This is a genomic window from Corynebacterium faecale (assembly GCF_030408735.1).
Taxonomy (GTDB): Bacteria; Actinomycetota; Actinomycetes; order Mycobacteriales; family Mycobacteriaceae; genus Corynebacterium; species Corynebacterium faecale.
In genome coordinates, this window is record NZ_CP047204.1 from 445,461 (window position 1) to 459,485 (window position 14,025).

The following is a 14,025-nucleotide window of genomic DNA, read 5'->3' on the forward strand; positions in this document are numbered from 1 at the left end:
ACTGCGGGAAACGGCTTCAATAGCACGAGGTACACCCGATGGAAAAATCTCCCCTTTACTTCCACGTGACTGTGGTATAAGCTGAGTCGTTGCGTTGGAATCCGTGACTCTTTTTCGTCTGGATAGTGCCCGAGACCTTGATCGAAATGGTTGAAAAAACCGATTTGACAAGGTCATTCAGTGCTATCTGAGCCAAAATCGGACACGAGTTCCTCAGCAGACCAATTGCTCAAAAATACCAGCGGTTGTGACGATCATACGAGCCTTGACCAGCCCCGTGTGACTCACCCGCGTGAGGTGCTGGAAGGACCCATCTTGGCAGTCTCCCGCCAGACCAAGTCAGTCGTCGATATTCCCGGCGCACCCAAGCGTTATTCATTCGCAAAGGTGTCCGCGCCCATTGAGGTGCCGGGGCTACTAGATCTTCAACTCGATTCCTACTCCTGGCTGATCGGCACGTCTGAGTGGCGTGCACGTCAGCAAGAGGAGTTCGGCGAGGGAGCCCGCATCACCAGCGGCCTCGAGAATATTCTCGAGGAGCTCTCCCCAATCCAGGATTACTCTGGAAATATGTCCCTGAGCCTCTCGGAGCCACGCTTCGAGCCAGTCAAGAACACCATTGACGAGGCTAAAGAAAAGGACATCAACTACGCGGCACCACTGTATGTGACCGCGGAGTTCGTCAACAACACCACCGGTGAGATCAAGTCCCAGACCGTCTTCATCGGCGATTTCCCGATGATGACCGACAAGGGAACCTTCATCATCAACGGAACCGAGCGTGTGGTGGTCAGTCAGCTCGTCCGCTCCCCGGGCGTGTACTTCGACCAGACCATCGACAAGTCCACCGAGCGTCCCCTGCACGCAGTGAAGGTAATTCCTTCCCGCGGTGCATGGCTCGAATTCGATGTGGACAAGCGCGATTCCGTCGGCGTCCGCATTGACCGCAAGCGCCGTCAGCCGGTCACCGTGCTGCTGAAGGCACTCGGTTGGACCACCGAACAGATCACGGAGCGCTTCGGCTTCTCCGAGATCATGATGTCCACCCTGGAGTCCGATGGTGTTGCCAACACCGACGAGGCCCTGCTGGAGATCTACCGCAAGCAGCGTCCGGGCGAGCAGCCCACCCGCGATCTTGCGCAGTCCCTGCTGGACAACAGCTTCTTCCGTGCAAAGCGCTACGATCTGGCCAAGGTTGGCCGTTACAAGATCAACCGCAAGCTCGGACTCGGTGGCGACAACGACGGTCTGATGACACTGACCGAAGAGGACATCGCCACCACCATCGAGTATCTCGTCCGCCTGCATGCAGGTGAGCGTGTGATGACCTCCCCGACGGGCGAGGACATCCCGGTGGAGACCGACGACATCGATCACTTCGGTAACCGTCGTCTCCGCACCGTTGGTGAGCTCATCCAGAACCAGGTCCGTGTGGGTCTGTCCCGCATGGAGCGTGTTGTCCGCGAGCGTATGACCACCCAGGACGCGGAGTCCATCACTCCGACCTCCCTGATTAACGTTCGCCCTGTATCCGCTGCCATCCGTGAGTTCTTCGGAACCTCACAGCTGTCCCAGTTCATGGATCAGAACAACTCGCTGTCGGGTCTGACCCACAAGCGTCGTCTGTCGGCTCTCGGCCCGGGTGGTCTGTCCCGTGAGCGTGCCGGCATCGAGGTGCGAGACGTTCACCCGTCCCACTACGGCCGCATGTGCCCGATTGAAACCCCGGAAGGCCCGAACATTGGCCTGATCGGTTCCCTGGCGTCCTACGCCCGCGTCAACCCCTTCGGTTTCATCGAGACCCCTTACCGTCGTGTCATCGATGGCAAGCTCACCGATCAGATCGACTACCTGACCGCTGACGAGGAAGACCGCTTCGTTGTCGCCCAGGCAAACACGCACTACAGCGACGACGGTGTCATCATCGATGAGTCCGTGACCGTGCGCCTGAAGGATGGCGACATCGCTATGGTGGCCAACGTTGACGTTGACTACATGGACGTGTCCCCACGCCAGATGGTTTCCGTGGGCACCGCGATGATTCCGTTCCTCGAGCACGACGATGCCAACCGTGCCCTCATGGGTGCGAACATGCAGAAGCAGGCCGTGCCACTGGTCCGCGCCGAGGCCCCATTCGTGGGCACCGGCATGGAGCAGCGTGCAGCCTACGATGCAGGCGACCTCGTGATCACCCCGAAGGCCGGTGTTGTTGAGAACGTCACCGCTGACATCGTCACCATCATGGACGATGAGGGCAAGCGCGACACCTATGTGCTGCGCAAGTTCCAGCGCACCAACCAGGGCACCAGCTACAACCAGAAGCCACTGGTCAGCCAGGGGCAGCGTGTTGAGGCCGGACAGGTCCTCGCCGATGGTCCAGGTACCTTCAATGGTGAAATGTCTCTGGGACGTAACCTGCTCGTGGCGTTCATGCCATGGGAAGGTCACAACTATGAGGATGCGATCATCCTCAACCAGAACATCGTGGAGCAGGACATCCTGACCTCCATCCACATCGAGGAGCACGAGATCGATGCCCGCGACACCAAGCTTGGTGCCGAGGAAATCACCCGTGACATCCCGAACGTCTCCGAGGACGTGCTCAAGGACCTCGACGAACGCGGTATTGTCCGCATCGGTGCAGACGTCCGTGATGGCGACATCCTGGTTGGTAAGGTCACCCCGAAGGGTGAGACCGAGCTGACCCCGGAGGAGCGACTGCTCCGCGCCATCTTCGGCGAGAAGGCCCGCGAAGTCCGCGACACCTCCATGAAGGTTCCGCACGGCGAGACCGGCAAGGTCATCGGCGTCCGTCACTTCTCCCGCGAGGACGATGACGATCTGGCCCCGGGTGTCAACGAGATGATCCGCGTCTATGTCGCCCAGAAGCGCAAGATCCAGGACGGCGATAAGCTCGCCGGCCGCCACGGCAACAAGGGTGTCGTGGGCAAGATCCTGCCTCAGGAGGACATGCCGTTCATGCCGGACGGTACCCCGGTGGACATCATCCTGAACACCCACGGTGTTCCACGTCGTATGAACATCGGCCAGGTTCTGGAAACCCACCTCGGTTGGCTTGCAGCCGCCGGTTGGTCCGTGGATCCTGAGGATCCTGACAACGCTGAACTGGTCAAGACCCTGCCTGCGGACCTCCTCGAGGTTCCGGCTGGTTCCCTGACCGCCACCCCGGTGTTCGACGGTGCCTCCAATGAGGAGCTCGCAGGTCTGCTCGCCAACTCCCGCCCGAACCGTGACGGTGACGTCATGGTCAACGCGGACGGCAAGGCAACGCTCATCGACGGTCGTTCCGGCGAGCCGTACCCGTACCCGGTCTCCATCGGTTACATGTACATGCTCAAGCTGCACCACCTTGTTGATGAGAAGATCCACGCCCGTTCCACCGGCCCGTACTCCATGATCACCCAGCAGCCGCTCGGTGGTAAGGCCCAGTTCGGTGGACAGCGATTCGGCGAGATGGAGGTGTGGGCGATGCAGGCATACGGTGCCGCCTACACCCTGCAGGAACTTCTGACCATCAAGTCTGATGACGTGGTCGGCCGTGTCAAGGTCTACGAGGCAATTGTCAAGGGCGAGAACATCCCGGATCCAGGTATCCCTGAGTCCTTCAAGGTTCTCCTCAAGGAGCTCCAGTCGCTCTGCCTGAACGTGGAGGTCCTCTCCGCTGACGGCACACCGATGGAACTCGCGGGCGACGATGACGACTTCGATCAGGCAGGCGCCTCACTGGGCATCAACCTGTCCCGTGACGAGCGTTCCGACGCTGATACCGCATAGCAGATCAACCAACACACGCTAGAAATCAAGCCAACATCCCCCGGTAACCATAAAGAAACTACCGGGGTGAAAGGGAGTTTTACGTGCTCGACGTAAACGTCTTCGATGAGCTCCGCATCGGCCTGGCCACTGCCGACGACATCCGCCGCTGGTCCAAGGGTGAGGTCAAGAAGCCGGAGACCATCAACTACCGAACCCTCAAGCCTGAGAAGGACGGTCTGTTCTGCGAACGCATCTTCGGCCCGACCCGCGACTGGGAATGCGCCTGCGGTAAGTACAAGCGCGTCCGCTACAAGGGCATCATCTGTGAACGCTGTGGCGTTGAGGTGACCAAGTCCAAGGTTCGCCGTGAGCGCATGGGCCACATTGAGCTCGCCGCACCGGTGACCCACATCTGGTACTTCAAGGGCGTGCCTTCACGTCTGGGTTACCTTCTGGACCTTGCTCCGAAGGACCTGGATCTGATCATCTACTTCGGTGCCAACATCATCACCAGTGTTGATGACGAAGCCCGTCACAGCGATCAGTCGACCCTGGAAGCTGAGATGCTTCTGGAGAAGAAGGACGTTGAGGCAGACGCCGAGGCGGATATCGCCGACCGCGCTGAGAAGCTCGAAGAGGATCTCGCTGAGCTCGAGGCCGCCGGCGCCAAGGCCGACGCACGCCGCAAGGTTCAGAATGCTGCTGAGAAGGAAATGCAGCATATCCGTGAGCGCTCCGAGCGTGAGATCGATCGCCTCGAGGAGATCTGGCAGACCTTCATCAAGCTTGCCCCGAAGCAGATGATCCGTGACGAGAAGCTCTACGACGAGCTCGTTGACCGTTACGAGGACTACTTCACCGGCGGCATGGGTGCAGAATCCATCCAGACCCTCATCCGCGGCTTCGATCTCGATGCCGAGTCTGAGGAACTGCGCGACATCATTCAGAATGGCAAGGGCCAGAAGAAGATGCGTGCGCTGAAGCGACTCAAGGTCGTTGCAGCCTTCCAGCGCTCCGGCAACGATCCAGCCGGCATGGTGCTCAACGCCATTCCAGTGATCCCGCCAGAGCTGCGTCCGATGGTTCAGCTCGACGGTGGCCGTTTCGCCACCTCCGACCTGAACGATCTCTACCGTCGCGTGATCAACCGCAACAACCGCCTCAAGCGCATGATCGAACTCGGTGCACCCGAGATCATCGTGAACAACGAGAAGCGCATGCTGCAGGAATCTGTGGACGCACTCTTCGACAACGGTCGTCGTGGGCGTCCAGTCACCGGACCGGGCAACCGTCCGCTGAAGTCCCTGTCTGACCTCCTGAAGGGCAAGCAGGGTCGATTCCGCCAGAACCTTCTGGGTAAGCGTGTTGACTACTCCGGTCGTTCGGTGATCATCGTTGGTCCACAGCTGCGTCTGCACGAGTGTGGTCTGCCGAAGCTGATGGCTCTTGAGCTGTTCAAGCCTTTCGTGATGAAGCGTCTCGTGGAAAACGAGTACGCCCAGAACATCAAGTCCGCCAAGCGCATGGTTGAGCGTCAGCGTCCAGAGGTGTGGGATGTCCTCGAAGAGGCCATCTCCGAGCACCCGGTGATGCTGAACCGCGCACCAACCCTGCACCGCCTCGGTATCCAGGCTTTCGAGCCTGTGCTTGTTGAGGGTAAGGCCATCCAGCTGCACCCACTGGCCTGTGAAGCGTTCAACGCCGACTTCGACGGTGACCAGATGGCAGTTCACCTGCCACTGTCCGCTGAAGCACAGGCTGAGGCCCGCATCCTGATGCTCGCCTCCAACAACATCCTGTCCCCGGCGTCCGGTAAGCCACTGGCCATGCCACGTCTGGACATGGTGACCGGTCTGTACTACCTGACCCTCAAGAAGTCCCCAGAGGAGTTCGGTGGCCAGGGTGCGTACAGGGCTGCCGATGAGAACGGCCCGGAGAAGGGTGTCTACTCTTCCTACGCTGAGGCCATCATGGCCTACGACCGTGGTGTTCTCGGCCTGCAGGCACCGATCAAGATCCGTCTTGATCACCTGCGTCCGCCGGTGGAGCGTGAAGATGAGCTGTTCCCAGATGGTTGGAAGCAGGGCGATACCTGGCTTGCCACCACCACACTGGGTCGCGTCATGTTCAATGAGATCCTGCCGTGGAACTACCCGTACCTCGAGGGCATCATGCTCCGTAAGGGCGGCGGCTCCGACAAGATCATGCTCGGCGACGTGGTCAATGACCTCGCTGCCAAGTACCCGATGATCACCGTGGCGCAGACCATGGACAAGATGAAGGATGCCGGCTTCTACTGGTCCACCCGCTCGGGTGTCACCATCGCCATGTCCGACGTTCTGGTTCTGCCGAACAAGGACGAGATCCTTGACCGCTACGAGGCATCTGCACGTCAGATCGAAGTGAAGTACAGCCGCGGTAAGCTCACCGGCCGTGAGCGCTATGACCGTCTGGTTGAGCTCTGGAAGGACGCAACCGATGAGGTCGGTCAGGCTGTCGAGGATCTCTATCCTGATGACAACCCGATTCCGATGATCGTGAAGTCCGGTGCTGCCGGTAACATGCGTCAGATCTGGACCCTTGCCGGTATGAAGGGCATGGTTGTGAACTCGAAGGGTGACTACATCACCCGTCCGATCAAGACCTCCTTCCGTGAGGGACTGACCGTTCTCGAGTACTTCAACAACTCCCACGGTTCCCGTAAGGGCCTTGCCGATACCGCGCTGCGTACCGCTGACTCCGGCTACCTGACCCGTCGTCTCGTCGACGTGGCGCAGGATGTCATTGTCCGCGTCGAGGATTGTGCCACCCGCCAGGGTGTGCGCGTTCCAGTGGCTGCAGAGGTTCTCGACTCCACCGGCGCTGTCACCGGTTACACCCGCCATGACCTGATCGAGACCTCCGTGTCCGGTCGTGTCCTGGCAGGCGACGCCACCAACGCTGAAGGCGAAGTCATCCTCGCAGCGGGCACCGACCTGACGGAGCTCAACATCGACCTCCTCGTTGAGGCCGGTATCGAGCAGGTCAAGGTGCGCTCCGTGCTCACCTGTCAGACCCCGACCGGTGTCTGTGCCAAGTGCTACGGCAAGTCCATGGCATCCGGCCAGCAGGTCGACATCGGAGAGGCTGTCGGTATTGTTGCCGCACAGTCCATTGGTGAGCCTGGTACCCAGCTGACAATGCGTACCTTCCACCAGGGTGGTGTCGGTGGCGATATCACCGGCGGTCTGCCCCGTGTGCAGGAGCTGTTCGAGGCACGTGTTCCGAAGAACCGTGCACCGATCGCCTCTGCCGACGGTGTGGTCCACCTCGAGGATGAGGGCAACTTCTACACCCTGACCGTCGTCCCTGATGATGGCTCAGACAATGTTGTCTACGAGAAGCTGTCCAAGCGACAGGGGCTCGCATCCCTGCGTGTGCCGATGGAATCCAACCCAGGTGCGTTCATCGAGCGCACCCTGGCAGAGGGTGACCGCGTCACCGTTGGTACTCGTCTGCTGCGCGGTGCGGCTGATCCGCATGACGTCCTGGAGATTCTGGGTCGTCGTGGTGTGGAGCAGCACCTCATTGATGAGGTGCAGGCTGTCTACCGTGCACAGGGTGTGGCCATCCACGATAAGCACATCGAGATCATCATCCGTCAGATGCTGCGTCGCGGTACCGTTATCGAGTCCGGTTCCACCGAGTTCCTCCCAGGTTCACTCGTGGACCTGTCCGAGGCGAAGCTGGCCAACTCGGAGGCCATCTCCAACGGTGGTCAGCCGGCGGAGCTGCGTTCTGAGATCATGGGTATCACCAAGGCGTCGCTGGCAACCGAGTCCTGGCTGTCCGCGGCCTCCTTCCAGGAGACCACCCGCGTGCTCACCGATGCTGCCATCAACAAGCGCTCCGACAAGCTGATCGGCCTGAAGGAGAACGTGATCATCGGTAAGCTGATCCCGGCCGGTACCGGTATCTCCCGTTACCGAAACATCTCGATCAAGCCCACCGAGGCGGCCCGCAACGCCGCCTACTCGATCCCCACCTATGGTGAGTCGATTTACGGTGACGACGGCTTCGGTGAATTCACCGGTGCCTCCGTCCCACTGGATGAGGCCTTCTAAGAGCAAGGAAGACCTACTCCGGCACTGAGCAATAGCTGGTCGCTGAAAGCCTGCCCCGCACGAGATCCTCGTGCGGGGCAGGCTTTTTTATGTACCATTGACGCAACGCTGCCGTGCCGCCTGTGGCACGTCCCGCCTGAGGGCAGTGCTTATCGACGAAAAGCCCTCACTCTCTTGGCTTCGTGACCACCGAAACCCCGCCCATCACGGCAAGTCCACTGATCTTGACCACCGGCGCGTCACGGGGGAGCGAGGACGGCGGGACAGTGGCCTTCTTATCCACCGTGGAGCCGAAACCACCCATGAGGCCGAAGCCATCGCAGATCACCCGCACACCCTCCGGGACAATGACCTCAATGCCACCCATGAGTGCGAAGGCCTTGATGGTGATCGATCCGCTTTCGAAACTGGCCTCACGGAGATCCACCAGATTGCCGCCCATCACCGTGATGCTGGTGTGATTGCTCGGGCATAGCCAGTTGCCTGCACGTTCCGCACCGCCCATGACGGACATTGACAGTGGCGATCCGCCCTGGTGGCCGCTGATCTGGCTGCTGACCCGTGCCACAGCCTGGGAGGTGGGATCGTGATGTGGCGCCGGCCGGTGGGGATCAAGGTGGGCGGGCAGGGCGCTGGGAGAATCAGTCACATCCGCCAGGAGGGGGCGGAGCTCATCCACGTAGCGTGCGGACCATGCCAGGGATGATCGCTCATCGAACTCTGCGAGGGTGAGCTGGCCCCGGGACAGTGCTGCTGAGAGCTCTTCGACGGTTGCGCTGCGGTTATCATCTGAGGCGCGTCTGCGAGGGGCATTGTCTTCCGTCATGTTGTTCATAGCTCCAGCATAAAGCGATCCCGGTGTGAAAACACGGGCTAACCGCAGTGGGTGCTTGGATCCTGTTTGTAAATCCAAGGGGCTGGTGGTAGGGTAACCCGATGAGTCCCACTCTAGTAGTTGGGAATTGACGGCACCTCGCTGCACGCGCTGATTCGTCCCATGATTAAACATGGAACGTTGGCGCATGTGAGCTTTGGTAGGTGTCCGTGACACGTCGGTCGGGCCCCGAAAAGAGCCCTTTTTTTCGCGTGTCTGGACACTTTATCTATCCCATGCGCCATCAAGAACTCAACGCGTGCCTAGCTTTTAATGAGGCGGCACGTCAGCTTTACAGAACAACTCCGAAATAAGGATGGTTCATGCCAACTATTCAGCAGCTGGTCCGCAAGGGCCGCCACGATAAGTCCACCAAGGTGGCTACCGCGGCACTGAAGGGTTCCCCTCAGCGTCGTGGCGTGTGCACCCGTGTGTACACCACCACCCCTAAGAAGCCTAACTCTGCTCTGCGTAAGGTCGCCCGTGTGCGCCTCACCTCCGGCATTGAGGTTTCCGCCTACATCCCAGGTGAGGGCCACAACCTCCAGGAGCACTCCATGGTGCTCGTTCGCGGTGGTCGTGTTAAGGACCTCCCGGGTGTCCGTTACAAGATCGTTCGCGGCGCACTGGATACCCAGGGCGTCAAGGACCGCAAGCAGGCTCGTTCCCGCTACGGCGCGAAGAGGGGATAATTAAAAATGCGTAAGTCAGCAGCTCCCAAGCGTCCTATTGTCAAGGACCCAGTCTACGATTCACAGCTGGTCACCCAGCTCGTGAACAAGATCCTCACCGGTGGCAAGAAGTCCACCGCAGAGCGCATCGTCTACGGTGCCCTCGAGATCTGCCGCGAGAAGACCGGCCTTGAGCCAGTCGGAACCCTGGAAAAGGCTCTGGGCAACGTCCGTCCAGACCTCGAGGTTCGTTCACGCCGTGTCGGTGGCGCAACCTACCAGGTTCCTGTTGAGGTCCGTCCGGACCGCTCCACCACCCTGGCTCTGCGTTGGTTGGTGACCTTCACCCGTCAGCGTCGTGAGAACACGATGATCGAGCGTCTCGCCAACGAGATCATGGATGCGGCCAACGGCCTTGGTGCTTCCGTGAAGCGTCGTGAGGACACTCACAAGATGGCTGAGGCCAACCGCGCCTTCGCTCACTACCGCTGGTAGTAAGAACCACCATGATCGCCCACTCACCCATTTCCCACCTGCTGTTTCCACGCGCCCTGTCATGGGGACGTGCGCCAGCAACGGTGGGGGACCGGTGATTGGGCTTTTGGTCTCATTAGTGGAGATCAAACCCCGCGATCCTCTTCTGGGTCGCCGCTGCTCAGGCAGTGTGTTACACAGGAACTTTAGAGCGGTCGGGGCTGGCACTATGCCAGCTGCGCCACTTAATGGCAAAATGTAACAAGAGAATTATCCGTAGGTGTCTAACTGAATCATCCAGGGCGCTGGAGAAGGAACCCCTCACCGGGGATCAGGAACCAGCGCCCGGGCTGAAGCGGGAAGCGCCACAACCAACAAGTTGGGGTACCACTGTGGCACAAGACGTGCTTAAGGATCTGAACAAGGTCCGCAACATCGGCATCATGGCTCACATTGACGCCGGTAAGACCACCACCACCGAACGCATCCTCTTCTACACCGGCATCAACCGTAAGGTCGGCGAGACCCACGACGGTGGCGCAACCACCGACTGGATGGAGCAGGAGAAGGAACGCGGCATCACCATCACCTCCGCCGCGGTGACCTGTTTCTGGGACAACAACCAGATCAACATCATTGACACCCCGGGTCACGTTGACTTCACCGTTGAGGTCGAGCGTTCCCTGCGTGTCCTCGATGGCGCAGTTGCTGTCTTCGACGGCAAGGAGGGCGTTGAGCCTCAGTCCGAGCAGGTCTGGCGTCAGGCAACCAAGTACGACGTTCCACGTATCTGCTTCGTCAACAAGATGGACAAGCTGGGCGCGGACTTCTACTTCACCGTGGGCACCATCGAGGATCGCCTCGGTGCCAAGCCACTGGTTATGCAGCTCCCAATCGGTGCAGAGGATGCCTTCGACGGCGTCGTTGACCTTCTTGAGATGAAGGCCCTGACCTGGCGCGGCGTCACCCCGATCGGTACCGACGCCACCGTTGAGGAGATCCCAGCGGATCTGCTCGAGCGTGCACAGGAATACCGTGAGAAGCTCGTCGAGACCGTTGCTGAGTCTGATGAAGAGCTCATGGAGAAGTACTTCGGTGGCGAAGAGCTCACCATCGACGAGATCAAGGGCGCCATCCGCAAGATGGTTGTCAAGTCCGAGATCTACCCAGTGTTCTGTGGCACCGCCTACAAGAACAAGGGTGTTCAGCCACTGCTGGACGCTGTCATCGATTACCTCCCAACCCCACTGGACACCGGTGAGGTTGAGGGCATCGACGTCAAGGATCCTGAGATCAAGCTGACCCGTAAGCCTTCTGACGATGAGCCACTGTCCGCACTGGCCTTCAAGATCGCTGCTCACCCATTCTTCGGCAAGCTGACCTTCGTCCGCGTTTACTCCGGCAAGGTCGAGCCAGGCGAGCAGGTCCTGAACTCCACCAAGAACAAGAAGGAGCGCGTGGGCAAGCTGTTCCAGATGCACGCCAACAAGGAGAACCCTGTTGAGATCGCGCACGCTGGTAACATCTACGCCTTCATCGGCCTGAAGGACACCACCACCGGTGACACCCTCTGTGATGCTGCGAACCCGATCATTCTTGAGTCCATGGACTTCCCGGATCCAGTTATCCAGGTCGCCATCGAGCCAAAGACCAAGTCTGACCAGGAGAAGCTGGGTGTCGCCATCCAGAAGCTCGCTGAAGAAGACCCGACCTTCACCGTCCACCTGGACGAGGAGTCCGGCCAGACCGTCATCGGCGGCATGGGCGAGCTGCACCTCGACGTCCTGGTTGACCGCATGAAGCGCGAGTTCAAGGTTGAGGCCAACATCGGTGACCCACAGGTCGCCTACCGTGAGACCATCCGCAAGTCGGTTGAGTCCCTCAGCTACACCCACAAGAAGCAGACCGGTGGTTCCGGTCAGTTCGCTAAGGTCATCATCTCCATTGAGCCTTATGCACCTGTTGCTGAAGAACTGGAAGAGGGCGAGTCCGCCATCTACAAGTTCGACAACGCCGTCACCGGTGGCCGTATTCCACGTGAGTACATCCCATCTGTTGACGCAGGTATCCAGGACGCCATGCAGTACGGCTACCTCGCCGGCTACCCACTGGTCAACGTCAAGGCCACCCTCGAAGATGGTGCCTACCACGACGTTGACTCCTCGGAAATGGCCTTCAAGCTCGCCGGTTCCCAGGCGTTCAAGGAAGCTGTTGCCAAGGCGAAGCCAGTTCTGCTGGAGCCAATCATGTCCGTTGAGATCACCACTCCTGAGGAGTACATGGGTGAGGTCATCGGTGACGTGAACTCCCGCCGTGGACAGATCTCCTCCATGGAGGACCGTGCCGGCGCCAAGCTGGTCAAGGCCAAGGTTCCTCTGTCCCAGATGTTCGGCTACGTCGGTGACCTCCGTTCCAAGACCCAGGGTCGTGCAAACTACTCCATGGTCTTCGATTCCTACGCTGAGGTTCCAACCAGCGTTGCTGCCGACGTCATTGCAGAGCGCAACGGTACCGCTTAATCTCTAAGCGGAAAATGGGGAGCTCGCTTCCCACACACCCTGCGTGCCGGACCGTGCCAGCGCACGCGTAGGGTGGAGTGGGGTAGCGGCCTGCAGTTTGTATCCAGCTGTCGTTTCCACAGGCAGTGAGGATGGATTCTGCTGGCCGTTACCCTGCGAATGTCCACAGGGTAACTGGTAGTTTGAAATTGACCGCCGGTGCCCCTAGGATCATGTAACTGGCACATTTTGTAATGCGCTAGATCTGTGTTCCACCGTCCTTGTGGCTGGTCCTCACAGTGAAAGCAAAAACCAATTCGTGGCTGCGAAAGTCGTAGCCACCACGAAGTCCAGGAGGACATACAGTGGCAAAGGCGAAGTTCGAGCGTACCAAGCCCCACGTTAACATCGGCACCATCGGTCACGTTGACCATGGTAAGACCACCACCACCGCGGCTATCACCAAGGTTCTGGCTGACGCTTTCCCTGACCTCAACGAGTCCTTCGCTTACGACGCGATTGACAAGGCTCCTGAGGAGAAGGAGCGTGGTATTACCATTAACATCTCCCACGTTGAGTACCAGACCGAGAAGCGCCACTACGCACACGTTGACGCACCGGGCCACGCCGACTACATCAAGAACATGATCACCGGCGCTGCTCAGATGGACGGCGCTATCCTCGTCGTCGCCGCAACTGACGGCCCAATGCCACAGACCCGTGAGCACGTCCTTCTGGCCCGCCAGGTTGGCGTTCCTTACATCCTCGTTGCCCTGAACAAGTGCGACATGGTTGATGATGAGGAAATCATCGAGCTCGTCGAGATGGAAGTTCGCGAGCTTCTCGCTGAGCAGGACTACGACGAAGATGCTCCGATCGTTCACATCTCCGCACTCGGCGCCCTGAACGGCGAAGAGAAGTGGACCAACGCGATCCTCGAGCTCATGGCTGCTGTTGACGAGTCCGTTCCGGACCCAGTCCGCGAGACCGAGAAGCCATTCCTCATGCCTGTCGAGGACATCTTCACCATCACCGGCCGCGGCACCGTCTGCACCGGTCGTGTTGAGCGTGGCACCCTGAAGGTCAACGATGACGTCGAGATCATCGGCATCAAGGAGAAGGCAACTCAGACCACCGTCACCGGTATCGAGATGTTCCGTAAGCTCCTTGACTCCGCTGAGGCCGGCGACAACTGTGGTCTGCTGCTCCGCGGTATCAAGCGCGAAGACATCGAGCGTGGCCAGGTCATCATCAAGCCAGGCGCTTACACCCCTCACACCGAGTTCGAGGGCTCTGTCTACATCCTGGCCAAGGATGAGGGTGGCCGCCACACCCCATTCTTCGACAACTACCGCCCACAGTTCTACTTCCGCACCACCGACGTTACCGGTGTTGTGAAGCTTCCTGAGGGCACCGAGATGGTCATGCCAGGCGACAACGTCGACATGTCCGTCACCCTGATCCAGCCAGTCGCAATGGACGAGGGCCTGCGTTTCGCTATCCGCGAAGGCTCCCGCACCGTTGGCGCCGGCCGTGTCACCAAGATCATCAAGTAATAATGATCTTCTCGGATCCTGTGGCTGTATAGCCGCAAAGATCTGAAACCCACAGCACTGGGGCCCGCAGGG

Annotated in this window: 7 protein-coding genes; 6 read left to right on the forward strand and 1 reads right to left on the reverse strand. The window is 59.6% G+C overall.

What is annotated here, in order from left to right:
- Positions 1-297 precede the first annotated feature (297 nt).
- Both rpoB and CFAEC_RS02065 read left to right on the forward strand, forming a co-directional pair.
- The gene (gene rpoB, locus CFAEC_RS02060; RefSeq protein WP_290279780.1) at positions 298-3,795 is read left to right on the forward strand and encodes a DNA-directed RNA polymerase subunit beta; all 3,498 of its coding nucleotides are present in this window, start codon (positions 298-300) and stop codon (positions 3,793-3,795) included.
- An 83-nt stretch (positions 3,796-3,878) separates the two neighbouring features.
- Entirely contained in the window at positions 3,879-7,880 is a 4,002-nt protein-coding gene (locus CFAEC_RS02065) for a DNA-directed RNA polymerase subunit beta' (RefSeq protein ID WP_290278340.1), read from the forward strand.
- Positions 7,881-8,046: 166 nt separating this feature from the next.
- On the opposite strand, the gene CFAEC_RS02070 is transcribed toward CFAEC_RS02065, so the two are convergent.
- Positions 8,047-8,715, reverse strand: a complete 669-nt coding sequence (locus CFAEC_RS02070; RefSeq protein ID WP_290278342.1) for a DUF1707 SHOCT-like domain-containing protein — start codon at positions 8,713-8,715, stop codon at positions 8,047-8,049.
- Between the two features lie 362 nt (positions 8,716-9,077).
- Between CFAEC_RS02070 and rpsL the strand changes: the two genes are divergently transcribed.
- The 4 genes from rpsL (at position 9,078) to tuf (ending at position 13,953) form a co-directional block, all read left to right on the forward strand.
- Positions 9,078-9,446, forward strand: coding sequence for a 30S ribosomal protein S12 (rpsL, locus tag CFAEC_RS02075; protein ID WP_290278344.1), 369 nt, complete (start codon positions 9,078-9,080; stop codon positions 9,444-9,446).
- Between the two features lie 6 nt (positions 9,447-9,452).
- Positions 9,453-9,920, forward strand: coding sequence for a 30S ribosomal protein S7 (rpsG, locus tag CFAEC_RS02080; RefSeq protein WP_290278346.1), 468 nt, complete (start codon positions 9,453-9,455; stop codon positions 9,918-9,920).
- A 371-nt stretch (positions 9,921-10,291) separates the two neighbouring features.
- Positions 10,292-12,418 (forward strand): elongation factor G, encoded by a 2,127-nt coding sequence (gene fusA / locus CFAEC_RS02085; protein WP_290278348.1) that lies wholly within the window; start codon positions 10,292-10,294, stop codon positions 12,416-12,418.
- A 344-nt stretch (positions 12,419-12,762) separates the two neighbouring features.
- Positions 12,763-13,953 (forward strand): elongation factor Tu, encoded by a 1,191-nt coding sequence (gene tuf / locus CFAEC_RS02090; RefSeq protein WP_290278349.1) that lies wholly within the window; start codon positions 12,763-12,765, stop codon positions 13,951-13,953.
- Positions 13,954-14,025 lie beyond the last annotated feature (72 nt).